Here is a 25,585-nt window from a genome sequence, read left to right on the forward strand (position 1 = left end):
TATCGCATAATAGAATGGCGAATTCACAGGGAAAGGCGCGGGGACGATTTGACTCCCGAGCGATAATGCCAGGGCTTGACAAACAAAAAAAGTGGCCTTTTTTTCGGCAATCGCGCTATGCTGTTGACGAACATCCATCCGGCATGGCGCCCTAGTGATAGGCAAGACGACCCATGGAACTTAGAGAATGGCTGATCATTCTGGGGCTGGCCCTGGTGACGCTCATCGTAATCGATGGCGTGCGTCGCCTTAAGCGTCAGCGCCGAGTGCCCCGCCTGGACCAGGCAGGGGGTAACAACAACCACGTCGACAGCCAGGCAGAAGCCGATGACGATGACAACTGGGAACTGCCCAACGGCGGTGCTCGGGTCGTCAGGCCTGCGAGTTATTCGGAGGTCAAGTCGAAGCCCAAGCTGGAGCGCCAGGAGCACCCTGGGCCATCTCGGGTGCTGTCCGGCTTCCGAGAGGCCCCCGGCGACGCCAAGGCCGGCACGCCGAACCTGGCCTATCCCGCTGCCAGTGCCACCGACGCCTCGCGCCCGGTGGCTTCTGCTATTCGGGCGTCCGACACGGCGGCTAGCGAGGCTCGGTCATCCGAGGCTCAGACGGCATCCGAACGCGCGCCTCAGCCCGAGGTGAGCGCCCAGCCCGAGGTGAGCATAAAGCGGGCCGAGCCCGAGCTCGACCTAGGTCAGGCCGAGCGGGTGCAGGTTCAGCAGCAGGAGCCATCGGTCGCCCCCACGCCGAGCCGGGCCGAAGAGGCACCCGCTGCTGCGTCCGCGGCGAAAGCGCCTGTGTCCGAACCGGCCGATGCCGAATCCCAGGCTTCTCAAGCCCAAGCTTCCCAACCCCAGGCTTCCGAAACCGTCGCTGCCAAGCCCACCGTGGTGGAAAGGCCGACCGTGGAGGAAAGCGAGGAGCGCCGGGAGCCGACGCTTTCCGCCCTGGATGACGACGAGCCCGTTCTCGAGTCGGCTTCGGTCAGCGCCGAATCTGAACCGCTTGCCGCCGATCCTGACGATCACGACCTTCATCACGATGAGGACGAGCGCTACCGGCTGGTCGATCTCGAAGGCATGGGTAACTCGATCAAGAGCGGCTCACGCCGCGTGGGCGAATCGATGCACCGCTTCGGCGTTTCCATGCAGCAGCGGCTTGCCAAGCGCCGCGAGCAGAAGCGCGAGGAGCGGGCGCGCCGCGAGCAGGAGCGTGCCGAGAAGGCCGCTCGCGAGGCTCAGCAACGGCGCGAGGCCGCCGAGGCCCAGGCCGCCCGGGAGGCCGAGCTGCGCCGCCTGGAAGCCGAAGCCATCGAGCTTGCCGACGACGACGATCCGCTGTTCGCACCGCCGCGTGCGCGTGGCGAGCGGCATGTTGAGGCGACCTATGCCGCGCCGGCTGACTACGCCGAGCCGTATGCCGAGCCAGCCCATTACGCCGAGCGGGCCGAACCCAGCCTGTCGAGCGACGCCATCAACGACGATGACGACGTGGTACGCGCCCACCCGACCCTGGCCCGGGCGCTGCGTCACAACGTCAACGCCGAGCGCGCTCGCGAGACCTTGAGCCACGCCGACGAGATCATCGTCATCAGCGTGCTGTCGCGGGACGAAGAGGGCTTCTCCGGCGAGGCGCTGCTCAACCTGATGCTGGCTTGCGGCCTGCGCTACAGCAGCGACATGGGCATCTTCCACCGCTTCGAGACCGAGGACCCCGACAGCGAGCTGCAGTTCTCGATGGTCAACGTGCTCAAGCCGGGCACCTTCCCCATCGAGGCGATGGACGAATTCCGCACCCCGGGCATCACGCTGCTGATGCCGCTGCCCGGTGCGCTGGATACCGCCGCAGCCTTCGAAGCGATGGTCGAGACCGCCATGGTCATCGTGCGCAACCTGGGCGGCGAGCTGAAGGACGAGAACCACAGCGTGATGACCGCGCAGACCGTGGAGTTCGCCCGCCAGCGCGTGCAGGAGTTCGAGCGCCGCAATCGACTCAATCGCTATCAGGTGAACTGACGCCAGTTCGCGTGCCATGCCGCACCCGCCGACAACCCCGTGAGCGATCACGGGGTTGTCGTGTTCAGGGGCGGCGAGCCACCTTTCGAGACCCAAGAGACGCATGAGCCAGCCCGACCAGAAGATCCTCGGCGAAGTCGCCAAGCTGCGCGCCGAGCTCGATGACGCCAACTATCGCTACTACGTGCTCGATGAGCCGCACCTCACCGACGCCGAGTACGACCGCAAACTGCGCCGCCTGCAGGAGCTGGAGCAGGCGCACCCCGAGCTGGTGACGCCGGACTCGCCGACCCAACGGGTGGGGGCGCCGCCGGACGCCGGCTTCCCCGAGGTCGAGCACGCCGTGCCCATGCTGTCGCTGGACAACGCCTTGAACGAAGAGGAGCTCGAAGCCTTCGTCAAGCGAGTGGCCGAGCGGCTGGAAGCCGACCCCGAGACGATCCGCTTCTGCTGCGAGCCCAAGCTCGATGGCGCCGCCGTGTCGCTGGTCTACGAGCGCGGTGTGCTGATCAGCGGCGCGACCCGGGGCGACGGGCGCACCGGCGAGGGCATCACCTCCAACCTGCGCACGCTGCGTTCGATCCCGCTCAAGCTGCGCGGCGACGCTCCCGAGCTGCTCGAGGTGCGCGGCGAGGTGATCATGAGTCATGCGGGCTTCGAGCGGCTCAACGAGCGCGCCCGGGAAGAGGATGGCAAGGTGTTCGCCAACCCGCGCAACGCCGCGGCAGGCAGCCTGCGTCAGCTCGATCCCGAACTCACCGCCAAGCGACCGTTGGAGTTCAGCGCCTACCAGGTGGCGCGTATCGAACCGACACAGGGCGATGCCAGCCACAGCGAGCTGATGGCGCACCTCAAGGCGTTCGGCTTTCGTACCAGCAGCCTGCTGGAAGTGGTCAGCGGCAGCCAGGGAGTGGTCGACTACTGCCGCCGGCTGGGCGAGCGGCGCGACAGCCTCGGTTACGATATCGACGGGGCGGTGATCAAGGTCGATGACCTACGTCTCCAGCGCGAGCTGGGCTTCGTCGCCCGGGCGCCGCGCTGGGCCACGGCGTTCAAGTTCCCCGCCCAGGAGGAGACCACCCGGCTCAACGACGTCGAGTTCCAGGTCGGGCGCACCGGCGCGATCACGCCGGTGGCGCGACTCGAGCCGGTCTCGGTGGCTGGGGTCACCGTCTCCAATGCCAGCCTGCACAACGCCGACGAGATCGCCCGCCTCGACGTCAAGATCGGCGACAGCGTGGTGATCCGCCGTGCCGGCGATGTCATACCTCAGGTGGTGCGCGTGCTGCCCGAGCGGCGCCCCGCCGACGCCCGGGAGATCGTCTTCCCCGAGCGCTGCCCGGTGTGCGACTCCGAGGTCGAGCGGCTGGAGGGCGAGGTGGTAGCGCGCTGCTCCGGTGGGCTCTACTGCGCCGCTCAGCGAAAGGAGGCACTCAAGTACTTCGCCTCGCGCCGGGCCATGGATATCGACGGCCTGGGCGAAAAGCTGATCGACCAGCTGGTCGAACTCGATTGGGTCAAGACGCCTGCCGATCTGTTCCGGCTCAAGGCCGAGGATCTTGCAACGCTTCCGCGCATGGCGCAGAAATCCTCCGAGAAGCTGGTGGCTGCGCTGGAGAAGGCCAAGAGCACCACCCTGCCGCGCTTCATCTTCGCCCTCGGTATCCGCGAGGTGGGCGAGGCCACGGCGGCCAATCTGGCGCGCCACTTCGGCACCCTGGATGCGCTCATGGAGGCCGAGCAGGCCGATCTCGAAGCGGTGGAGGACGTCGGTCCGGTGGTGGCGGCTCACGTGCACACCTTCTTCCGTCAGGAACACAACCGCGAGACCATCGAGGCCCTGCGCGAGCTGGGCGTGAGCTGGGCCGAGGAAACCATCGGCGAGCGGCCCCAGCCGCTGGCGGGGCAGACCTGGGTACTCACCGGCAGCCTGGAGAGCATGACCCGCGACGAAGGCAAGGAGCGCCTGCAGGCGCTGGGGGCCAAGGTGGCCGGCAGCGTATCCAAGAAGACCACCGGCGTGGTGGCCGGCGAGGCCGCCGGCAGCAAGTTGGCCAAGGCGCAGGAGCTGGGCGTCGAGGTGCTCGACGAGGCCGCCTTCCTCGAACGGCTGGCGGCCTGGGAGCGCGGCGAGGGCGCGCCGGGCAGTGAAGGAGAGCCGTCATGAGCGGCCGTTTCATCGAGGTGCCCTATCGCATGCTGCCGGGGGAGACCCTCGATGCCCTGCTGGAGGCCTTCGTCACCCGTCAGGGCTACGACACCACCGACACCGGCGAGGGCATGCGCGGCTGGGTCGCCGAGCTCAAGCGCCAGTTGGAGCGCGGCGAGCTACTCATTGCCCACGACCTGCAGACCGAGACCACCGAGGTGATGACGCTGGCCCAGTGGCGCGCCTTCGGCCGCGATCTGGCCGACGACGAGGAAGAGGGCTAGGTTCGACCATCTCCAGGACGGGACGTCGGAGAAAGTTGACCCAAGTCAAACTTCACGACGCCTAATATGCAGAAAATACCCCTCTATTCGTTCGTATCCGCCGGCGACTCAGGGTCGAGGCTCGGCACCGTCTGTCCTGTTCATAGAGATCGAGATGCTGACTCGCGCCCGTGCCCTGTTCGCCTGCCTCAAGACCCTGCAAGGGTTCGTGCTGGTGGCGATTGTCTCCGCTTCGCTGACGGTCTTCATCGGAGTCACCCTGGCCTCCTCGCTGCTCTACGAGAACATCCTGGCACGCCAGGCTGAGCAGACCTCGGAAACCCTGGCGCGGCAGAGCTATAGCGCCATGCAGCAGGTGATGCGCCAGGGTTGGAACCGGGAGCAGATGGAAACCTTCATCGAGGAGGCCCGGCTGGCTCACGAAGCCTCCGGTTACCGCTTCACGTTCTACTGGGGCGACGGGGTCGCGGAGCGCCACGACGACATCGACCAGCCGGAGATGGACATCGTCATCCGCTCGGCGCTGGCTGCCGGGGGCGAGCGGGTGTGGCGCGAGAACGGCACCGTGCGACGCATCATGCCGTTGGTGGCCCGCGCCGAGTGCCTGGCCTGCGAGCAGTACGCGGCAGCCGGCGAAGTGCTCGGCGTGATCGACATTCAGCACGATCTGGCACCGATCAGCCGCGAGATGCGCTTCAACTACCTGGCCATGTTCATCGTTGCCGCACTGATGGTCCTGATGCTGGCGCTGGGCATCTCGAAGCTGTTCGCCGAGCGTATCGAAGCCACCCTAAGACAGTTTCGCAGGCGCCTGGCGGCGGTCAATTCCGTGGCCGACTTCCGCAACCTTAACCTCAGCGAGCGTGACGTAGGCTTCCAGGAGCTCAACGAGGCCATGCAGCAAGTCAATGCGCTGGTAGGCCGGCTCAGGAACGTGGCGGTGGACAAGGACATCCTCGAGTTCGAGATCCGCCTGCTGAGCAAGTTCATCATCACCTCCGAGGTAGTGCGTGACTGGCGTGAGTTCATCAAGGAGCTGCTGGCGGACATCAACACCATCATCCAGGCCCACACCCTGGTGACCATCTTCCAGGTGGAGGACGAGGGTTACGAACTGGAGGTGTTCTGGTACCGCGAGGTGGCGCCGGAGACCCGGGCGACCTTCGAAGCGCTGCTGACCCAACTGCTCGAAGGCAAGCACGAGGGCCAGCCCGCCTGCATCATCCTCAAGGTCTCCCACCACACCGTGATGAGCTCGGCAGAAAACGAGGCACTGGCCGACCTCACGCCGGAGGACATTCGCCTGCAGACCAAGTCGCTGCTGCTCGAGGCGCCCAAGATCGGCGGTATCGTCGGCATCGGCGTGCAGTCGGATCTGGCCCAGGACCCGATCCGCCACATCGTCATCGACGGCATCCTGTCGACGCTGCTCAACCTGGTGGGCTCGGTCAAGGCGATCTACAAGTACACCCAGGACCTGGAGTTCTACGCCACCCGCGATCCGCTGACCAACCTGCACAACCAGCGCATTTTCAAGGATATGCTGACTTATGAGGTAGGCCGGGCGACGCGTCACCAGGATCACTTCAGCCTGCTGATGCTCGATCTGGACAACTTCAAGACGGTCAACGACCGGCACGGCCACGCCTTCGGCGACCAGTTCCTCCACGCCGTGGCCGACACCCTCGCCCACTCCATCCGGCCGGGGGATTTCCTGGCCCGCTACGGCGGCGACGAGTTCACCGTGATCCTGCCGCAGACCGAGGAGGAGCAGGCCTACTCGGTGGCGCTGCGCATCGCCAGCAATCTCTCCGCCCAGGTGCTCACCGCTCCCGACGGCAGCACGGTGCGGGCCACCACCTCGATCGGCATCGCCTGCTACCCCAACCACGCCGGCAATCCCCACGACCTTTTCCTGATGGCCGACAACATGATGTACAAGGCCAAGCGCAAGGGTAAGAACTGCGTGGCCCTGCCGGAGCAGGAGGAGGTGGCGGCGGTATTCAAGGAGGTCGGCGAGAAGAACCAGATGGTGCTCAGCGCGCTGGAAGAGCAGCGCATCGTGCCCTACTTCCAGCCCATCGCCGACGTGCGCACCGGTGAGGTAAACATCCACGAGCTGCTGATGCGCATTCAGCTCGACGACCGTCTGGTGCCGGCCGGCGAGTTCATCGACATCGCCGAGAGCATCGGCGTGATCCACAAGATGGACTATCAGCTGATCGAGAAGGCCTTCGCCCAGGTCCGCGAGCAGGGCTACGAGGGCATGCTGTTCATCAACCTGTCACCCAAGTCGCTGATCATCGGCGAGTTCATTGGTCGTATTCACCAGTTGGCCATCGACTACGACATCCTGCCGGAGCGCATCGTCTTCGAACTCACCGAGCGCGAGACGGTGAGCAACCTAAAGCTGCTGGAGAAGTTCGTGCTCGACCTCAAGCTGGAGGGCTTCAATTTCGCCATCGACGACTTCGGCTCGGGCTACTCCTCGTTCCGCTACCTCAAGCAGTTCCCCATCGACGTGATCAAGATCGAGGGCGAATTCATCCGCAACATGCTCAGCGACGAGAAGTACATGGCCTTCGTCAAGAGCATCGTGACTCTGGCCCAGAGCCTCGGCGTGAGCACCATCGCCGAGTTCATCGAGGACGAAGAGGTGCTGGCCGCCGTCGAGGCGCTGGGTATCGACTTCGGCCAGGGCTACCACCTGGGGCGGCCGGGGCCATACTTCGTCAGCCGTCGGCAGGTCCTTGCCATCGAGTAGGCTTGTGCCTGGCCCGGCTGACAGCGGCTACTTGCCCTGAACCAGATCGCGGATGATTCGTCGCCCCGGGTGCAGGTGATCCACCAGCGGCCACTCCAGCGGCAGCGGCTCGTCGCACAGGCGCGAGGCAAGCAGCTCGGCGCACAGCGGGGCGCTGGCCATGCCGCGTGAGCCATGGGCGGCACTGATCCACAGCCCTGGGTGGTAGCGGCCGGGCACGTCGGGCACCCGGGTGGCGTCCTTGGCCAGCACGGCGTAATCCTCGCGCCAGGCTTCGACGTCGGGCAGTGGGCCACAATAGGGCGACTTGTCGGGGCTGGCCGCGCGTACCCCCACGCGGCCGGTGAGCCGCTCGGGCGAAAGCTCGGCGCCGGCCTCGCGCAGCGCCGCCACGAAGTGCGGCAGCCCCCGCTCGAGCTCCGCCAGGTTGGCGGCGTGGTCGGCCTCGCGCTCGCTCATGTCGGTCTCGCCGGGGCCGAAAGTGGCACCGAAGTTGAGTACCCCATCCTCTGCAGGCGGTACGTAGCCGCCGGCGCATACCACCCGGCCCAACGCAGGAGCGCCTTCGGGCAACGCCAGTTGACTGACCTGGCCGCGCACCGGTTGCAGCGGCAGGGCGCGGCTCTGTTCGAAGCGGGCCGCTTCGCTGGCGGTGGCGATCACCACCTGGTCGGCGTCGATACGCTCGCCATTGGCCAGGGTCAGGGTCCAGCCGCTCTCGTCGCTCTCGCCGCTATGCAGCGCTGTCACTTCACCGCGCCGGAAGCTGATGCCGGGCGTGGCGGCCAGCCTTATGCACAGCTCCAGCGGTTTGACCCAGGCGGCGTTGGGGTAGTCCAGCGCCGCTGCCTCGAGGCGGATGCCGGCGACGGCGCTGGCCTCTTCGGCGTCGAGCCCGCGCACCACGCTTGGCGGCAGCGGGTGGTTGGCCAGAAAGCGCGCCTGGCGCGCGCGCTCCTTGTCGTCCAGGGCCAGCTGCAGCACGCCGCTGGGCCGCCACAGAGCCTGCTTGGGGTCGAGCTCGGCCAGCCAGCGGCGGCTGTGCAACAGGCCGGCCAGATAGGTGCGGCTCTGTAGGTTGGTCTCCACGGCGAGCTTGACGTAGAGCGCCCCTTGCAGGTGCGTGGTGCCCAGCTCGGCGCGCTCGAAGCGGTCGATCAGGGTGACCTCGATGCCACGCCGGGCCAGGGCGGCGGCGGTGCTGGCGCCGGCAATGCCGGCGCCGATCACCGCCACGTGGCGCGGCGGAAGCGCCGGCGGCGGGCTGAACCAGGGCGTGTGGGCGCGGCGCTCATCGGCGAGCGGCGAAGCGATCTCGCCGCTGAGCATCTCGCGCTTGCGGCCGAATCCCGGCACCTTGCGCCAGGCAAACCCGGCGGCGGCCAGCCCGCGCTTGACCACTCCGGCGCAGGTGAAGGTGGCGAAACTCGCCCCCGGGCGTGAGCGGGCGGCCATGGCGGCGAACAGCTCCGGGCGCCACATCTCCGGGTTCTTGGCCGGCGCGAAGCCGTCCAGGAACCAGGCATCCACCTTGCCTTCGAGCAGGGCCAGGCGTTCGCTGGCATCGCCGAAGTGCAGATCCAGCGTCACCCGCTCGTCGAGCCACAGCCGATGCACGCCGGCCACCGCTTCGGGCCACTGGCGTACCAGCCGCTCGGCGCGTTCCGCCAGGTCCGGCCAGGCCGCAAGCGCACGCGCCAGGTCGTCGCGGCGCAGCGGGAAGCGCTCGGTGGAAATCAGGTGCAGGCGGGCCCCGGCCGGGGCGTGGGCGTCGAAGCATGCCCAGGCGCAGAGCATGTTGAGCCCGGTGCCGAAGCCGGTCTCGCCGATGATGAAGGGACGCCGCTCCTGCCAGGCGGCCAGGCGCCGCGGCAGGTCGTTACCCTGAATGAAGACATGCTCGGTCTCCGCCCGGCCATCGTGGCGCGAGAAGTAGACGTCGTCGAAGCAGGTCGAGAGCGGGGTGCTTTCGCCGTTCTCGTCATGCTGCCAGTCGAGACTGGCAGGCTCGAGCGCGGCCAGCGGCGGCAGCGAGGCATGGGGCAGGGACACGGACTTCTCCAGCGCGGGTCAGAACGAAAGCACGAACTCTACACGAACAGGCTGCTCAAAAATTGACCGTTGTCGCCGCGGCGGCGTGGCATGGCGAATTCAGAGAGCCATCCGCGGCGTTTCAACAGCGTTATCCACAGAAGCTGTGAGCAAAGTCTCTGTGGATAACCGGCAGGTCGAGGGGCGGGTTAGGGGAGTACCTTCTTGTACGGCTTGACGGTCACCTTGGCGTAGACCCCGGCAATCATGTAGGGGTCGGCGTCGGCCCAGGCCTTGGCGGTCTCCAGGCTGTCGAACTCGGCCACCACCAGGCTACCGGTGAAGCCGGCTTCGCCGGGGTCTTCGGCGTCTACGGCGGGATGCGGTCCGGCCAGCACCAGGCGGCCCTCATCGCGCAGCTTTTCCAGCCGGGCCAGGTGGTCGGGGCGGGCAGCCAGTCGGCGCTCCAGGCTGTTCTTCACGTCTTCACTGATGATTGCGTACAGCATCGCAGCGTTTCCTCGGTCGAGCGGTATCACCGCGGACTCCAACCGTGCGTTGACCGACTGTCGTCGGACGCGCACCATGGGCCATCATTTTGACAAAGTTGCCTGCCTGCGTCATGCCAATGCCCCCCCTACCCGAGCATTTTGCCGGCGACCCCGGCCCGCTCGGGGTCGATCTGCACATGCACTCCACCGCCTCTGACGGCGCCCTGGCCCCCGCCGATGTGGTCGCCCTGTGCGCCGAGCGCGGCGTGACGCTGATGGCGTTGACCGATCACGACACCGTGGCCGGGGTGAGCGAGGCCGCTGCGGCGGCCAAGCGCCTTGGCGTGTGTCTACTGCCGGCATCCGAACTCTCCACCCGCTGGCAGGGAATCGGCATTCACGTGGTGGCGCTGCTGCCCCAGGGCGCCCACGGTGCGCTGGCCGCAGGGCTCGACGCCCAGGTCGAGGCCCGTGAGGCCCGCGCGGCGGTCATTGCGCAGCGCATGGAGAAGCTGGGGCTCGACAACGCCCTGACCCGCGCCCGCGAGCAGGCCGGCCCCCACCGGCCTCTGGGGCGACCCGACTTCGCCCGTGCGCTGGTCGCGGCAGGCCTGGTGCCCGACGTGGCCACTGCCTTTCGCAAGCATCTGGGCAGCGGCAAGGCCGGAGACGTCAAGGCGCACTGGCCGGCGCTGGCCGATGTGGTGGGCTGGGTGGTGGCCGCCGGCGGCGTGGCGGTGCTGGCGCATCCGCTGCGCTACGGGCTGACCCGGCGCAAGCGCGGCCAGCTGCTGGATGACTTTGCTGCGGCGGGCGGGCAGGCGGCAGAGCTGATCAGCGGCTTCCAGAATGCCGACGTCACCCGCGACCTGGCGCGCCAGTTGGCCGAGCGGGAGCTCTACGCCTCGCTGGGCAGCGACTTCCATTTTCCCGGCGGGCATCTGGCGCCGGGCAGCATGAGCCCTGTGCCGCGCACCGCGGTGCCGCCGGTATGGACGCATCCGCGGCTGGCCGGCTTCATCGCCGACTGCGACGAGCCGACCGCCGGCGCGCTATAGTGGGCAGCAAGAAGCGCTAGTCAAGAAGCGTAGTGGGCAGCAATAATCGAATACAGCAGGGAATCGACCATGAGCCAGTTCTTCCAGATCCACCCCGAGAATCCGCAGAAGCGCCTGATCGACCAGGCGGTGCAGATCGTTCGCCAGGGCGGGGTGATCGCCTATCCCACCGACTCCGGTTACGCTCTGGGCTGCCACCTGGGCGACAAGAAGGCGATCGAGAGGATCAAGCGGCTGCGCTCGCTGGATGACAAGCACAACTTCACCCTGGTGTGCTCCGACCTCTCCGACATCGGCACCTACGCCAAGGTCGACAACAGCGTGTTCCGCCTGCTCAAGGCCAACACCCCGGGGGCATACACCTTCATCCTCAACGCCACCTCCGAGGTACCGCGTTTGTTGCTCCACCCCAAGCGGCGCTCCATCGGCGTGCGCGTGCCCGACCACCGCATCACCCATGCGTTGCTCGAAGCCCTGGGCGAGCCGCTGATGAGCGTGACGCTGATCCCGGTGGGCGAGGAGCTGCCGATGACCGACCCGGAGGAGATCCGCGATCGCTACATCAACCAGCTCGACCTGATCATCGACGGCGGCGCCTGCCATCTCGAGGCCACCAGCGTGATCGATCTGCGCGAGCTGCCGCCCACCATTTTGCGTGAGGGGCGCGGCGACCTGGCGCCATTCGGCGGTTGAGCCTCGGCAACGCGAGCCATCATGTTTCAGACGCCCGGTTGTTGGGGTCGGGTGTCTCCTCGTCCAGCCAGGTGCCGCATTTGAGGCAGTAGCGCGCGCGTTTCTCGTGGCGGTCGTGGCCGCAGCCGGGACAGGCCTGGTCGGAGTAGCGGTCGGCGCGGATCGAGCGGATCACCTCGGCGGAGAACACCCCGGTGGGTACGGCGATGATCGAGTAGCCGATCAGCATCACCAGGGTGGAGATCGCCTGGCCGAGCGGCGTTACCGGCACGATATCGCCGTAGCCTACCGTGGTCAGGGTGACGATGGCCCAGTAGATCGACATCGGAATGCTGGTGAAGCCGGCTTCCGCGGGCTCGATCATGTAGACCAGCGCGGCGAACAGGGTAACCAGCAGCAGTACGGTGAACAGGAACAGGAAGATCTGGTGCACGCTGTTCTTCAGCGCCTCCACCAGCAGGCGCCCTTCGCCGACGAACTGCATCAGGCGCAGCACGCGGAAGATACGCAGCACGCGCAGCAGGCGCACGATCACCAGGGTCTGGGTGCCGGGGAACAGCAGCATCAGCCAGGTCGGCAGGATGGCTACCACATCGATGATGCCGTAGAAACTGCGCAGGTAGCGCATTGGCTTGTCGAGGATGTAGATGCGCACCAGCAGCTCGATGGTGAAGACGAGGGTGAAGCCCCACTCCAGCCAGTAGAAGAGCCCGCCATATACCGCCCCGAAGCGCTCGACGCTGTCCAGCATCACCACCAGCACACTGGTCAGGATCATCGCGATCAGGACGATATCGAAACCCTTGGCCAGCGGCGTATCCGATTCGAAGATGATCTGAAACAGGCGCGTTCGCACGCCCTCGCCGGCTGGGCGAAACGGTTCGCTCATGCGCTCTCCCCTGTTCTGTTTGCCGATCCAGTCGTCGCGGCCCCGTGCGCGGGTGTCAGGCCGCCAGCCGGTGTGCCAGCCGCAGCGCCAGGCGGCCGAAGCCCCGCTCGAGCCAGTCGGGGCGCTCCAGCAGGGTGGCCAGCTGCCCGGCTTCGCTCTCGCCGGTGTCGGCCAGCGCCTGGAGCGCCTCTCTGGCCGTGTGCTTCCACTCATCCTCGCCGGTGTCGTCGTAGGCGTCCAATGCCAGCAGGGCGCGATGCAGCCGCTCGCCGGGAGCCGTACCGGCCGGCAGCGTCCAGCGGCCCGACAGCAGGGCACTGCCGCGTACCGCCTTGCTGGCATCGGCGGGGCGCAGCGGCACGCTCTCGGCCAGGGCCTGCGCCAGCTGCCACAGCGCCTGAGGGTCGCCGTCCTTGAGTTCCAGCTCCAGCTCGCGGATCGGCACCCGCCGTCCGGCGGCGCGAATTTCGCCTTGGTCCAGCGCCACCTCGATGCTGGCCTCGGCCAGCTCCAGGCGCCACAGGCGACGCTCGAAGTCGGTGGTGAAGCGCGGCTCTAGCCGCTCCAGAATATCGCCGCCCCGCTCGGCGAAGGGCGGCAGCCCGGCCAGCCCGACCAGATCGAGCGCGTCACCCGCTACCGGCCACTCCCACTCCCGGCGCCGGCTGAACCCGCCGCTGCCTTCGCCGCTGGTCTTCAGGGTCTGCACCCAGCTGTCGTTGCGTCGGCGCAGGCGCAGTGCCACCCGCGTCGCCTCCAGCTCTCCCTCAGGCGTATCGTAGTAGGTGTTGGCCAGGCGCTGGGCGCCGTCCACGCCGTTGCGCAACAGCGGATGCGCAAGCAGCCGCTCGGGCCCCGTCTCGCCCAGTGCCAGCTTCATCTCGATTTCGTGACTCATGCGGTTTCCTGCTCGTCGTGTGACTGCTCTTCGTTTCAAGGCGCGCCCGGGTGCGACGGGCATATCGTGTGACGGAAATATTTCCATGACGTGACAGGGTGCCATTCTTTATACTGGCGCCGCCATTTCACAAGCGCATCCTAGACATGGTCAAACCCAACCCGTTTTCGGCGATGTTCGGCCGTTCGCCGTTCCAGCCTCTTCTGGCTCATATCGGCAAGGCCAACGAGTGTGCCGACCAGTTGCTGCCGTTCTTCGAGGCCTCGCTCACGGGCGATTGGGAAGAGGCCGCCAAGATCCGCGAGACCATCACCGAGCTGGAGCACGAGGCCGACCGCCTCAAGACCGAGCTGCGGCTCAACCTGCCCAACACCATGTTCCTGCCCGTCTCCCGCACCGATCTGCTCGATCTGATCACCGTACAGGACAAGATCGCCAACAAGGTGCGCGACATCACCGGCATCATGCTGGGGCGCCGCATGCAGGTACCCGCCGAGCTGGCCCAGCCCATGCGCGACTACATGCACACCGCCGTAGCCTGCGTCGCTCAGGCACGCCAGGCCCTCGAGGAGCTCCAGGATCTGCTCGAATCGGGCTTCGGCCGTCATGCTTCCGACGTGATGCTCAACATGATCCGCGAGCTGCACATTCTCGAGCAGCAGGCCGACAACCAGCAGATCTCCATTCGCCGGTTGCTGTTCGATCTCGAGGATCGGCTCAAGCCGGTGGACGTGGTCTTCCTCTACAAGATCATCGATTGGGTCGGGGAACTCTCCGACCGTGCCGAACGCGTCGGCAGCCGCCTGCAGATTCTCACTGCCCGGTAGGACACCGCCCGGCGACCCCGGCACGGTGTGCCCATAACCCGACAGCCACATAGGAACCAAACCCCTATGTCGATCATTGCGCAGCACGGTGAAATCTTCATCATCCTGGCCTGCCTCTTCGGCTTCTTCATGGCCTGGGGCGTCGGCGCCAACGACGTCGCCAACGCCATGGGTACCTCGGTGGGCTCCAAGGCCATCACCATCCGTCAGGCGATCGTCATCGCCGTCATCTTCGAATTCCTCGGCGCCTGGCTTGCCGGCGGCGAGGTCACCGCGACCATTCGCGGCGGCATCGTCGACCCCGAACTGCTCCAGGCCAATCCGGAGTTGCTCGTCTACGGCATGCTCTCGGCGCTGCTGGCCGCCGCTCTGTGGCTGCTGATCGCCTCGGCCAAGGGCTGGCCGGTCTCCACCACCCACTCCATCGTCGGTGCCATCGTCGGCTTCGGTGCGGTGGGGCTGGGCATGGAGGCCGTGGCCTGGAACCGGGTCGGTACCATCGCCTCGAGCTGGGTCGTCTCGCCGCTGCTGGCGGGCGCTATCTCCTTCCTGCTGTTCAAGTCGGTGCAGCATCTGATCTTCGAGGCCAAGGACCCCTTCGCCGCGGCCAAGCGCACCGTGCCGTTCTACATCTTCCTGGTCGGCTTCATCGTCTCCATGGTCACTCTGACCAAGGGCCTGACCCACGTGGGGCTCGACTTCACCTTCGGCCAGAGCTTCATGCTCTCGGTGCTGCTGGGTATCGGCATCATGGGCATCGGCATCGTCATGGAGAACCGCGTGAAGCATGAGCGGCGCATCGGCGATCAGTTCGGCTACGGCAGCGTCGAGCGCGTATTCGGCGTGCTGATGATCTTCACCGCCTGTGCCATGGCCTTTGCCCACGGTTCCAACGACGTGGCCAACGCCGTCGGCCCGCTGGCGGCGGTGATCAGCGTGGTTCGCAGCGACGGCGTGATCGACACCGCTGCGCTGGTGCCCTGGTGGGTGCTGGTGCTTGGCGGCGGCGGCATCGTCGCGGGGCTGGTCACCTACGGCCACAAGGTGATTGCCACGGTGGGCACCGGCATCACCGAGCTGACTCCCAGCCGTGGCTTTGCCGCCACCCTGGCCGCCGCCACCACCGTGGTGCTTGCTTCGGGCACGGGGCTGCCGATTTCCACCACCCACACCCTGGTCGGGGCGGTGCTCGGCGTGGGTCTGGCCCGCGGCATGGCGGCGCTCAACCTGCGCGTGATCGGCACCATCGTGATGTCGTGGCTGATCACCCTGCCAGCCGGGGCGGGCCTGGCAATCATGTTCTTCTTCATGTTCAAGGGCATATTCGGCTGATTGACTGCTGCGCTCGCAGCTAGATCAGAGTTGCTCATACTAGGCGGCACCTTGGGAAGCGCAGGCATTTGTGCAGTCTTCCCTTGATGGTGCCGCCGTTTTCGTCGCCTGATATAGTCAAAGCCGATACACCCTTCTTTTTCACTTGCTGCCGGAGAGCGGCCTTGGACACTCGTTTCCCCTTCGTCGACTGGTTCCGCAATTCCTCCCCCTATATCAATGCGCATCGGGGCCGAACCTTCGTGATCCTGATCGAGGGCGAGGCCATGGCGCGAGGCCGAGGCGAGCAGCTGATCCAGGACCTGGCGCTGCTGCACACCCTGGGGGTGCGGCTGGTGGTGGTGTTCGGCATTCGCCCCCAGGTGGAGCAGGCGCTGAACGAGGCGGGTATCGTGCCGCGGCGCCACGACGGGCGCTGGGTCGCCGACGAGGCGATCATGGCCTGTGTCGAACGGGTCGCCGCCGAGCAGCGGCTGTGGCTGGAGGCACGGCTGTCGCTGGGCCTGCCCAACACGCCGCTGCACGGGGTCGAGCTCACTGCGGTCTCGGGCAATCTGGTGATGGCCAAGCCGCTGGGCGTGCGCGAAGGCATTGACTACGACCACAGCGGCGAGGTGCGCCGGGTGCGGGTCTCGGCGGTGCAGGGGCTGCTCGACCGCGGCTCGCTGGTGCTGCTGCCGCCGCTGGGCTTCTCCAGCACCGGTGAGGTGTTCGATCTGGATGCCGCCGAGGTGGCCCAGCATGCGGCCATGGCGCTGGCTGCCGACAAACTGATCCTGATGGGCGAGGCGCCCGGGCTCTACGACGAGAACGGCGCCCTGCAACGTCAGCTCAGCCCCGATGAAGCCGAGCCGCTGCTGAACCATTCCGAGCCCGGCAGCGAGCAGGCGCGCCATATCGCCGCCGCCTGTGCCGCGGCCCGGCACGGCGTGGCACGTACGCATCTGCTCTCCTGGCACGACCACGACGCCCTGCTCGGCGAGCTGTTCACCCGCGACGGGGTGGGCACCATGATCACCCGGCACCGCTACGAGCAGCTGCGTCCGGCGGAGCTTGGCGACATTGGCGGCCTGCTGGAACTGCTCGAGCCGCTGGAGCGGCGGGGCATGCTGGTACCGCGTTCGCGGGAGCGCCTCGAGCACGAGATCGACGACTATCTGGTGATCGAGCGCGACGGCATGATCATCGGCTGCGCGGCGCTGCACCGCTTCGCCGAGGCCGAGATGGGCGAGCTGGCTTGCCTGGCGATCCATGTCGGCTACCGCGGCGGCGCGCGCGGTTCGCTGCTGCTGTCGGGTATCGAACGGCGCGCACGCCGGCTGGGGCTGGCGTCGCTGTTCGTGCTCACCACCCACACCGCCCACTGGTTCGTCGAGCACGGCTTCAGGCCCTCGGACATCGAGTCGCTGCCGACGCTCAAGCGCGATACCTACAACCACGCGCGCAAGTCTAAGATCCTCGTCAAATCGTTGGTGTGAGGCCTGCCGCCGCCCGGATTCAGCACTCCGGGCGGCGGCTGTCGCTCTGTGGCAACGTCATCGATAATCTTGTCTCAAAAAGGCTACGCTATAACTTCATGTTTTTAAATTGCTTTCGTGGCGCCATGTGAATTGGTGTCGCCAAACGGTGACGAAATGCAGGCCTGCCGGGCCGGTTTTACCCTGTTTTTCTCGCCGAGTGGCAGTGTGCCAACTTTTTATCGGGTTTAAGCTATTGAAAAACATTGAGTCTCAAGTTTTTTGGCACGTTACTGGCAATACTTAGGGTGAGCAACGAAGAAGTGATTCAAACGGCTCGAATCACTTCGGATCGTCGAGAGGCTCGGGGAACCACCACCCCCCCATGCCCTGTGCTACCCGGGCATCGAGACGTTCGGCGTTCGCTCCGCGATGTGTAACTTAGGTTGCGATGAGACGGGTACCGCCGATTAGGCATGGAAGGGTACCAGAAGGGCAAGGATGCCCCGGCATGGATGCCTCATCCCCCTCGGGGGATCGAATTTCGGGCCAGCGCCGGCGAGAGATCTCGCGGCGGTGGCGCCAAGGATCGAAGCAGAGCGGTTCGCCGCTCGCCCAATCCGGCAGCTCCTGGTGGCAAAGGGCCGGTGCGGGGCTTCGGGACCCTCGGGTCCGCTGAAAGTATGGGACATGGCTCGACCAGGCGACCGAAGCCCATATTTTCAACCCCTTCAGTTCCCTGCGTACTTGGGCCGGCACCTGCCGGCCTCTTTTTTTTCGCAGCGATCTGTAACGGGGCGGAAGTCAGGCGCGTATCTCTGTTATCCTCTTCAGGAACGTACCATGGTGGTTTCTTACCCTCTCCTGAATAGAACATTGGTCATGACCAAACGGGTCTCGCGCCGCTGGCGTCCTCGCTCATTGCTGCAGCTCGTGCTGCTGGCATTTCTGGTGGTAATGCTACCGCTGGGAGTGCTGATGTATCAGGCCGGTCAGGCACTTTCCGAACTCTCTCACCTGGCCGACGTGAGCGCTCGTCAAGCCGTCGAAGAGAGCCGTCGTGCCCGCGTGCTGAGCAATCTCGCCGTGGAAATGGAGCGCAGTGCCCGCCAGTATGCGGTACTGGAGCAGGAGAGCCTGCTCGAACTCTATGCCGAGCGCCATGCCGAGTTCACCGAACTGCTGGCCCAGCAGCGCCGCTTCCTGCCCGGCGATTCCGATGTCTTGGCACTGGAAGAGCAATTGTTGCTGCTTTCCCAACTGCCTGAGTTGGAACCCGAGGCGCTGGAGGTATGGCTGGCGCTGTTCGTGCCCTTCGCCGAACACACCGAGGCGATGCGCCGAGCCACCAGCCAGCAGATCGATGCCAGCATCGAGATGATCAGCGCCCGGGCCGAGGCCGTGCAGTCGCGCCTGTGGTTGCAGACCACGGCGCTGGTGTCCGCCAGCCTGCTGCTGATCCTGGTGTTCAGCTGGCTGATCATTCGTCCGGTGCGCCAGCTCGAGCGTCGCATTCTCAGTATCGGCAGCGGCGTGGAAACCAACGACCGCGACACCATCCAGGGTCCGGCCGAGCTGGTTCAGCTCGGCGACAGGCTCGACTGGCTGTCGACCCGGCTCAGCGATCTCGAGGCGCAGAAGCAGCAGTTCCTGCGCCACATGTCCCATGAGCTCAAGACACCGCTGGCCAGCGTGCGCGAAGGGTCGGCGCTGCTGGCCGACGGCGTGGCGGGCGAGATCACGCCGCGCCAGCGCGAGATTCTGACCCTGATCGATGCCAGCGGCAGCGAACTGCAGCGGCTTATAGAGCAACTGCTCGACTACAACCTGCTGCAGCACAACCAGCGCGTCACCCTCGAACGGGTGGATCTGGCCACATTGGTCAAGACCGTGCTGTCCAAGCATCGCCTGGCACTGGAACACAAGGGCATGCGGGTGACCGCTTTCGATGGCCCCATGGAGTGGGTGGTGGACCGCACCGCCGTGGGCCGTATTCTCGACAATCTTGTCTCCAACGCCATCGCCTACGGCGAGGATGGCGGCGACCTGATGATCCGGGCCCACGCTGGGCGCGACCATCTGTTCCTCGACGTGGCCAACACCGGCGAGCCGATTTGCGAGCAGGACCGGCCGCTGCTGTTCGAGCCCTTCTATCAAGGGCGCTCGCGGCGCAAGGGGCCGCTCAAGGGCTCCGGAATCGGGCTCTCGGTGGCGGCTGATTGCGCGCGCATCCAGAGCGGTGGTCTGGCACTGGTCGAGGACCGTGAGTTTGACGTATGTTTCCGCCTGACACTGCCGTGGCAGGCAATACCTCTGACACAAGAAAAAACGGAGCCCGTAGCAATGGGCATAAACGCAAGGAGCGAGGAACGATGAAGGGTGAAGCATTCGATGTAAGAGTGCCAACGACTGAAACCAGACACATAAGTGCAATCGGATACATGAGCAAGGTGCTCGTGGCGGGTGGGGTGGCGGCCCTGCTGAGCGGCTGCGAACTGCTGCCTGAGCACGCCATGCTGGGTACGGAGCCGGAAGAGACGCCGGAAGCGGCGGAATGCTCTTTACAGCCCACCTTTGCCGACGAAGGCTGCCTGCTGCCCAACTGGGTGGCCTTCGGCCTGGCCTCGCAGCGGGGCGACAACGAATGGCGCAACCAGGCCGTCACGGAGATCGAATCCGCTGCCGGCAGGAGCGAGGCCGAACGTGAGCTGGCGCGTGCCGTGGCCCTGGCCTGGGGCAGCGAGCGCGAGTGGCGCGAGGCGGCAACGATCTATCAGGAGTACACCGCCGCCGCACCGGAAGATCTGAAACCGTTGCTGCGCTACTGGCGCAACGAGCTCGAGGGTCGACGTTCGCTGGCTGGCCACAGGGACAACGCCCGGGGGCAACTGACGAGCCTGCAGCGCGAGAATGCCGAGCTCTCCGAGAAGCTCGAGGCGCTCACTGCCATCGAGCAGAACATAAACTTGAGACAACAATCGCCCTGAGCGCTGTTCTTGGGCGATAAAGGGAGACAGACGTGATGGAAGCGGCTCGATTGTCCGATACACGCAAGAGTGAGGCTCGCAGGTCAGCGGCACGCACCTCGGGTGCGAAGTCAGCCGCTGCCCACGTTCTGCTGGTCGATGACGACGTTAGCCTGTTACGTCTGCTGGGGATGCGCCTGGAGAGCCGTGGCTATCGGGTCACCACGGCGGAGAGCGGTCCCGAGGCGCTGCGCAAGCTGGAAGCCGAGCGCCCCGACATCGTGCTCTCCGACCTGCGCATGGACGAGATGGACGGCATGGCGCTGTTCCAGGCGATCCAGCGTGAGGTGCCGGGCCTGCCGGTGATCATCCTGACCGCCCACGGCTCCATCCCCGACGCCGTGAACGCCACTCAGCAGGGAGTGTTCAGCTTCCTGACCAAGCCGGTGGACCGCGACAAGCTGTTCAGCGCCATCGACGAGGCCCTGGCCCACACCCCGGCGGGCAGCAGCGCCGAGAGCGACGCCTGGCGGGCCAGCATCATCACCCGCAGCCCGGAGATGGAGCGGGTGCTGGAGCAGGCGCGCATGGTGGCCTCTTCCGACGTCAGCGTGCTGATCACCGGCCCTTCCGGTTCGGGCAAGGAGCTGCTGGCGCGAGCCATTCACGATGCCAGCCCACGGGCCAGCAAGCCGTTCGTGGCGATCAACTGCGGCGCGCTGCCCGAGCAGCTGCTGGAAAGCGAGCTGTTCGGCCATGCCAAGGGCGCCTTCACCGGCGCGGTGAGCGATCACAAGGGCCTGTTCCAGGCCGCCGAGGGTGGCACTCTGTTCCTCGACGAGATCGGTGACATGCCGCTGCCGCTGCAGGTCAAGCTGCTGCGCGCGCTGCAGGAACGCCAGATCCGCCCGCTGGGCTCGACCCAGTCGATCCCGGTCAACGTGCGCATTCTCTCCGCCACCCACCGCGACCTGAGCCAGGCCATGCACCAGGGCGAGTTCCGCGAGGACTTCTTCTATCGACTCAACGTGGTGAACCTCAAGCTGCCGGCGCTGAAGGATCGCGCCGAAGACGTGCCGCTGCTGGCACGACACCTGGTGGCCCAGGCGGCGGAGCGGCATAAGCCGTTCGTCAAAGGGTTCTCACCGGAAGCGCTCAATCTGCTGGCCACCAGCGCCTGGCCGGGCAACGTGCGTCAGCTGGTCAACGTGGTAGAGCAGTGCGTGGCGCTGACCCGCTCACCGATGATTCCCGAGGCCCTGGTGGCCCAGGCGCTGGCTGCCGAAGACAGCGCGCTGCCGACCTTCAACGACGCCCGCGCCGGATTCGAGCGTAGCTACCTGGTCAAGGTACTCAAGATCACCGAGGGCAACGTGACCCAGGCGGCACGTATCGCCGGGCGCAACCGCACCGACTTCTACAAGCTGCTGGCACGCCACGAGCTCGAACCGAGTACCTTCAAGCCCGAGTGAAGCCGGTCTTGTCGCCTGACTTCGTTAGTTGTAAAGAAAGCGCCCGACGCCTGCCGCGTCGGGCGCTTTCGTCTGATTCCGTGAATTGCTTCACTTCAGGCGCCGCTTCACTTCCACCTGCAAGCGCCCTTCGCCCAGCCGCGCGGTCAGTGCCTGGCCGGGCTGGGTATCGTCTGCCCGCCGCACCACCTGGCCCTGCTCGTCCTGCAGGATGGCATAGCCGCGCCCCAGCACCGCCAGCGGGCTCACCGCCTGCAATTGACGCGCCAGGCCGACCAGACGCTCGCGCTGGCGCGCTACCTCACGCTGCATGGCCTGTTCGAGGCGGGCCTGGGCACGGCTCAGGCGCTGCTCGCCGCGTGCCAGCTCACGCTGAGGGTGGCAGGCGCTGAGCCGTCGTTGCAGATGGGCCAACTGGCGCCGCTCGGTGGCCAGGCGAACCTGCAGCGCACGCCGCAGGCGGGCATCCAGCTCCATCAACGTGCGCCGCTTCTGGCCCAGCACCTCGCCGGGGTGGCGCAGGCGGGCGCGTAGGTGGTCGAGACGCTGGCCTTCCCGCTCCAGCCGCGCCTGCATGGCGCGCTGCAGCTGGCGCTCCAGCCCGGTCAGGCGGCGTGCCAGCTCACGGCGGTCCGGCACCAGCATCTCGGCGGCGGCGGAAGGGGTGGGTGCGCGCACGTCGGCGGCCAGATCCGAGAGGGTGGTGTCGACCTCGTGACCCACCGCCGACATCACCGGTAGACGCGAATGGAAGATCGCCCGCGCCAGATGCTCGTCGTTGAACGCCCACAGGTCTTCCAGACTGCCGCCGCCACGGGTGATCAGGATCACGTCCTGGCTCGGGTCCAGCGCCTGTTGGCGATTGAGCAGCCCCAGGGCGGCGATCAGCGCCGGCGCCGCCTCGCGTCCCTGTACCGGCACCGCAATCAAGGTGACCTTGGCCTGGGGCCAGCGCGCCTGGAGTACCGCCAGCACGTCGCGGATGGCGGCGCCGGTGGGCGAGGTCAGCACCAGCAGATGCCGCGGCGGGCAGGGCAGGGGGCGGGCATTGGCGAACACCCCTTCGGCGGCCAAACGCTGCTTGAGCCGCTCCAGCGCCAGCAACAGCTCGCCTTCGCCGGCCTGCTGCACCGCCTCGGCGATCAGCTGATAGTCGCCGCGGGGCTCGAACAGCGACACCCGACCGCGCACCCGTACCCGGTCGCCGTCGCGCATGGGGGCGGCGACGAAGCGGGCGCGGTTGCGGAACAGCGCGCAGCGCAGCTGGGCCGAGCTGTCCTTGAGGGTGAAGTAGACATGCCCCGAGGCCGGGCGCGAGACCCCGGAAAGCTCGCCCTCGACCCACACCTCGCCGATACCCTGCTCGAGCAGCGCGCGAGCGCGTCGGTTCACTTCGCTGACGGAAAGGGCGCTATCGGTAGGAGGGGGCATGGGCCGGCGTTCCTGAGCCAATGAATGAGCCACCAAGGCTAGCATGGCGACACCGCGCTGGCATGGTGGCGGGCACGAAAAAGCGCCGGGGCGAGCCCGGCGCAAATAGCGTCATGGGAGGGGTACTTCGTTCGAACAGCGACGTATCAATCGAAATCGTCGACGACATCCTCGTCGGTGTATTCGGCATCGTCGTCGCCGTTGTCGTTCACGCCATCGGTGGCACCCACGGTGTCGCCATCGGCTTCACCGTCACGGAAGGCGGTGTCGCCATCGTCGCCCACGGCGCCGGTGCCGGTCGTGCCGGTGGTCTGCCATGCGCCTTCCTGGTCACCACGCTCGTCGGCACGGCGATCACGCTCATCGTCGAACCACTGCTCGTCATACTCGGGGAAGTTCTCGAGCTCATCCTCGGTGGCGTCGACCAAGATGCGGTGAGTCACCTGATCCTGACCGAAGATACCGTCGTCGTTGCGGTCGGTTTCCATGGTGAAGTGCTCGATACCGACCACCACGTCGTCGCCACCCATGCCCCACAGGCCGCCTGCATTCACGATCAGAGCGCTGACCTGACCTTCGTCATCAAGCAGGATGTTCTCGACGTTGCCGACTTCCTCATCGGGGTCATCGGCGTGGTAGACGTCGGCGCCGATGATGTCATTGGCGGAATAGAGACCCTGTGCCGCTTGCGGATCGTCCTGTGCAACGGCTTGGGTTCCGAAGGCGAGACCACCGGCGATGGCCGCTACTGCGATAGTCAGTGCACGCTTCTGCATTTTCACTCTCCTTGACCTGTCCTTAGACCTTGGATTTGCTTTGCTTCGCTGGGTAAAGGCTTGAGCTTGGCTCAGAGCTTGTTGGCCCAGTCGTCGACCTGGCGTTCCGCTTCCTCGCGCTCCAGGCCATATCGATGCTGGATCTTGCCGATCAGTTCATCCTTCTTGCCGCCGACCTGATCCAGCTCATCGTCGGTAAGCTCACCCCAACTGGTGCGGGCCTTACCTTTCATTTCTTTCCACTTGCCTTCAATCTGATCCCAGTTCATTTCCGTCACTCCTTTCCTTGAGTGGACCCGTCGTGCACTTCTCAAATTAGATCACGTTCTTGCCGCTGTAAGTCAGATTAGGTTTCGGACTGTTTCGAAGAGTAATTAGGAAATGGCGATAGGGTGGATCGATAGGGTGGATCGATAGGGTGGATCGATAGGGCGGAGCGACGGGGCGCAGTGATGGATGGACGACAGCCCTGCCGAAGGCCGCACTCGCATTGCCCGTGCCTTGGCCCGAGCGCTATAATGGTCGATTAACTTTTCCCCACTCCCCCACCAGCACTGGGTGTTGCCGACTATGCTACGTATGGCCCAAGAAGCTCTTACGTTCGACGACGTATTACTCGTACCCGGCTACTCGGAAGTCCTGCCCAAGGACGTCAGCCTGCGGACCCGCCTGACTCGCGACCTCTACCTCAACATCCCCCTCGTCTCCGCCGCCATGGATACCGTGACCGAAGCCCGCCTGGCCATCGCCATGGCTCAGGAAGGCGGCATCGGCATCATCCACAAGAACATGAGCGTTACCGCTCAGGCCGCCGAGGTGCGCAAGGTCAAGAAGCACGAGAGCGTAATCGTCAAGGACCCGGTCACCGTCGGGCCCAAGGCCAAGCTCGAAGACCTGCTCGCCATGGCGCAGGAGTACGGCTTCTCCGGCTTCCCGGTGGTAGAGGGCGAAACCCTGGTGGGGATCGTGACCGAGCGCGACATGCGCTTCCAGCCCAACCACGGCGACAGCGTTTCCGACATCATGACCCCGCGCGAGCGGCTGGTGACGGTGTCCGAGAACACCGGTCTCGACGTGATCAAGGCCAAGATGCAGGAGCACCGGGTCGAGAAGATGCTGGTGGTGGACGACGCCTTCCACCTGCGCGGCCTGGTCACCTTCCAAGACATCGAGAAGGCACGCACCTTCCCCAGCGCCGCCAAGGACGCCGACGGCCGTCTGCTGGTGGGCGCCGCCGTGGGCACCGGCCCGGAAACCCCCGACCGCGTCGCCGCGCTGGTGGAAGCCGGGGTCGACGTGATCATCGTCGACACCGCCCACGGCCACTCCAAGGGCGTGATCGACCGCGTGGCCTGGGTCAAGGAGCACTTCCCGCAGATCCAGGTGATCGGCGGCAACATCGCCACCGCCGCCGCCGCCCGTGCGCTGGCCGAAGCCGGCGCCGACGGCGTCAAGGTGGGCATCGGCCCCGGCTCCATCTGCACCACCCGCGTGGTGGCCGGCGTGGGCGTGCCGCAGATCACCGCGGTTTCCAACGTCGCCGAAGCACTCAAGGAGTTCGACATCCCGCTGATCGCCGACGGCGGCGTACGCTACTCCGGCGACCTGGCCAAGGCCATTGCCGCCGGTGCCAGCGCCATCATGGTGGGCGGCCTGCTGGCCGGCACCGAGGAAGCCCCGGGCGAGGTCGAACTGTTCCAGGGCCGTACCTACAAGGCCTACCGCGGCATGGGCTCCATGGGCGCCATGGCCCAGAGCCAGGGCAGCGCCGACCGCTACTTCCAGGACAAGGACGCCGGCGCCGAGAAGCTGGTGCCGGAAGGCATCGAAGGCCGCGTGCCCTACAAGGGCGTGATGAGCGCCATCGTCCACCAGCTGATGGGCGGCCTGCGCGCCTCCATGGGCTACACCGGCTGCAGCAACATCCAGGAGATGCGCACCAAGCCGGAGTTCGTGCAGATCACCGGCGCCGGCTTCGCCGAATCGCACGTGCATGACGTGCAGATTACGAAAGAAGCCCCGAACTACCGAGCCGGTTAACCGCCAGCTCGTAAG

General features: G+C 66.2%; 20 protein-coding genes. 13 read left to right on the forward strand and 7 right to left on the reverse strand.

The features are described from left to right. Positions 1 to 173: 173 nt before the first annotated feature. The 4 genes from zipA (at position 174) to HOP59_RS01000 (ending at position 7,209) form a co-directional block, all read left to right on the forward strand. On the forward strand, positions 174 to 2,012 hold the full coding sequence (gene zipA / locus HOP59_RS00985; protein ID WP_234252450.1) for a cell division protein ZipA: 1,839 nt from the start codon (positions 174 to 176) through the stop codon (positions 2,010 to 2,012). Positions 2,013 to 2,115: 103 nt separating this feature from the next. Continuing rightward, complete coding sequence (gene ligA / locus HOP59_RS00990; protein WP_234252451.1) at positions 2,116 to 4,179, forward strand: NAD-dependent DNA ligase LigA; 2,064 nt, start codon at positions 2,116 to 2,118, stop codon at positions 4,177 to 4,179. Next, positions 4,176 to 4,445, forward strand: a complete 270-nt coding sequence (locus HOP59_RS00995; protein ID WP_010630056.1) for a YheU family protein — start codon at positions 4,176 to 4,178, stop codon at positions 4,443 to 4,445. The genes ligA and HOP59_RS00995 overlap by 4 nt, the downstream gene beginning before the upstream one ends. 154 nt (positions 4,446 to 4,599) lie before the next feature. Beyond that, positions 4,600 to 7,209, forward strand: a complete 2,610-nt coding sequence (locus tag HOP59_RS01000; protein WP_234252453.1) for a putative bifunctional diguanylate cyclase/phosphodiesterase — start codon at positions 4,600 to 4,602, stop codon at positions 7,207 to 7,209. 27 nt (positions 7,210 to 7,236) lie between these two features. Here HOP59_RS01000 and mnmC read toward each other — a convergent pair whose 3' ends face one another. Beyond that, a complete protein-coding gene (gene mnmC / locus HOP59_RS01005) occupies positions 7,237 to 9,255 on the reverse strand; it encodes a bifunctional tRNA (5-methylaminomethyl-2-thiouridine)(34)-methyltransferase MnmC2/FAD-dependent 5-carboxymethylaminomethyl-2-thiouridine(34) oxidoreductase MnmC1 (protein WP_267965823.1) in 2,019 nt (672 codons plus the stop codon). A gap of 194 nt (positions 9,256 to 9,449) precedes the next feature. Then, the gene (locus HOP59_RS01010) at positions 9,450 to 9,749 is read right to left on the reverse strand and encodes a YciI family protein (RefSeq protein ID WP_234252455.1); all 300 of its coding nucleotides are present in this window, start codon (positions 9,747 to 9,749) and stop codon (positions 9,450 to 9,452) included. A 113-nt stretch (positions 9,750 to 9,862) separates the two neighbouring features. On the opposite strand from HOP59_RS01010, the gene HOP59_RS01015 reads away from it, so the two are divergent. Together HOP59_RS01015 and HOP59_RS01020 are read left to right on the forward strand one after the other, a co-directional pair. Beyond that, positions 9,863 to 10,789, forward strand: coding sequence for a PHP domain-containing protein (locus HOP59_RS01015; protein WP_422675710.1), 927 nt, complete (start codon positions 9,863 to 9,865; stop codon positions 10,787 to 10,789). A 69-nt stretch (positions 10,790 to 10,858) separates the two neighbouring features. Beyond that, the gene (locus HOP59_RS01020) at positions 10,859 to 11,482 is read left to right on the forward strand and encodes an L-threonylcarbamoyladenylate synthase (protein WP_234252457.1); all 624 of its coding nucleotides are present in this window, start codon (positions 10,859 to 10,861) and stop codon (positions 11,480 to 11,482) included. 19 nt (positions 11,483 to 11,501) lie between these two features. Here HOP59_RS01020 and HOP59_RS01025 read toward each other — a convergent pair whose 3' ends face one another. Both HOP59_RS01025 and HOP59_RS01030 read right to left on the reverse strand, forming a co-directional pair. After that, positions 11,502 to 12,371, reverse strand: a complete 870-nt coding sequence (locus tag HOP59_RS01025) for an ion transporter (protein WP_234252458.1) — start codon at positions 12,369 to 12,371, stop codon at positions 11,502 to 11,504. Positions 12,372 to 12,426: 55 nt separating this feature from the next. Continuing rightward, complete coding sequence (locus HOP59_RS01030; protein WP_234252459.1) at positions 12,427 to 13,269, reverse strand: CYTH domain-containing protein; 843 nt, start codon at positions 13,267 to 13,269, stop codon at positions 12,427 to 12,429. A 146-nt stretch (positions 13,270 to 13,415) separates the two neighbouring features. Between HOP59_RS01030 and HOP59_RS01035 the strand changes: the two genes are divergently transcribed. From HOP59_RS01035 to glrR, 6 genes are all read left to right on the forward strand, one after another. Continuing rightward, complete coding sequence (locus HOP59_RS01035) at positions 13,416 to 14,096, forward strand: TIGR00153 family protein (RefSeq protein ID WP_234252460.1); 681 nt, start codon at positions 13,416 to 13,418, stop codon at positions 14,094 to 14,096. A 66-nt stretch (positions 14,097 to 14,162) separates the two neighbouring features. Beyond that, positions 14,163 to 15,428, forward strand: coding sequence for an inorganic phosphate transporter (locus tag HOP59_RS01040; RefSeq protein ID WP_010630042.1), 1,266 nt, complete (start codon positions 14,163 to 14,165; stop codon positions 15,426 to 15,428). Between the two features lie 164 nt (positions 15,429 to 15,592). Next, positions 15,593 to 16,906, forward strand: a complete 1,314-nt coding sequence (gene argA / locus HOP59_RS01045; protein WP_234252461.1) for an amino-acid N-acetyltransferase — start codon at positions 15,593 to 15,595, stop codon at positions 16,904 to 16,906. Between the two features lie 861 nt (positions 16,907 to 17,767). Further along, a complete protein-coding gene (locus tag HOP59_RS01050) occupies positions 17,768 to 19,261 on the forward strand; it encodes a sensor histidine kinase (RefSeq protein WP_234252462.1) in 1,494 nt (497 codons plus the stop codon). Between the two features lie 65 nt (positions 19,262 to 19,326). Continuing rightward, complete coding sequence (locus HOP59_RS01055) at positions 19,327 to 19,872, forward strand: hypothetical protein (RefSeq protein ID WP_234252463.1); 546 nt, start codon at positions 19,327 to 19,329, stop codon at positions 19,870 to 19,872. 170 nt (positions 19,873 to 20,042) lie between these two features. After that, positions 20,043 to 21,323, forward strand: a complete 1,281-nt coding sequence (gene glrR / locus HOP59_RS01060) for a two-component system response regulator GlrR (protein WP_234252790.1) — start codon at positions 20,043 to 20,045, stop codon at positions 21,321 to 21,323. Positions 21,324 to 21,413: 90 nt separating this feature from the next. On the opposite strand, the gene xseA is transcribed toward glrR, so the two are convergent. The 3 genes from xseA to HOP59_RS01075 all read right to left on the reverse strand — a co-directional run bounded on the left by xseA (position 21,414) and on the right by HOP59_RS01075 (position 23,799). Then, the gene (gene xseA / locus HOP59_RS01065) at positions 21,414 to 22,754 is read right to left on the reverse strand and encodes an exodeoxyribonuclease VII large subunit (RefSeq protein ID WP_234252464.1); all 1,341 of its coding nucleotides are present in this window, start codon (positions 22,752 to 22,754) and stop codon (positions 21,414 to 21,416) included. 146 nt (positions 22,755 to 22,900) lie between these two features. After that, positions 22,901 to 23,530, reverse strand: coding sequence for a PRC-barrel domain-containing protein (locus tag HOP59_RS01070; RefSeq protein ID WP_234252465.1), 630 nt, complete (start codon positions 23,528 to 23,530; stop codon positions 22,901 to 22,903). Positions 23,531 to 23,601: 71 nt separating this feature from the next. Next, positions 23,602 to 23,799: a CsbD family protein gene (locus tag HOP59_RS01075; RefSeq protein ID WP_010630035.1), complete on the reverse strand. Its 198-nt coding sequence runs from the start codon at positions 23,797 to 23,799 to the stop codon at positions 23,602 to 23,604. Positions 23,800 to 24,100: 301 nt separating this feature from the next. Between HOP59_RS01075 and guaB the strand changes: the two genes are divergently transcribed. Further along, a complete protein-coding gene (gene guaB / locus HOP59_RS01080) occupies positions 24,101 to 25,570 on the forward strand; it encodes an IMP dehydrogenase (RefSeq protein ID WP_234252466.1) in 1,470 nt (489 codons plus the stop codon). Positions 25,571 to 25,585: the final 15 nt, after the last annotated feature.

The sequence above is a fragment of the Billgrantia aerodenitrificans genome (genome assembly GCF_021404405.1).
In the GTDB taxonomy this organism is placed as follows: Bacteria; Pseudomonadota; Gammaproteobacteria; order Pseudomonadales; family Halomonadaceae; genus Halomonas; species Halomonas aerodenitrificans.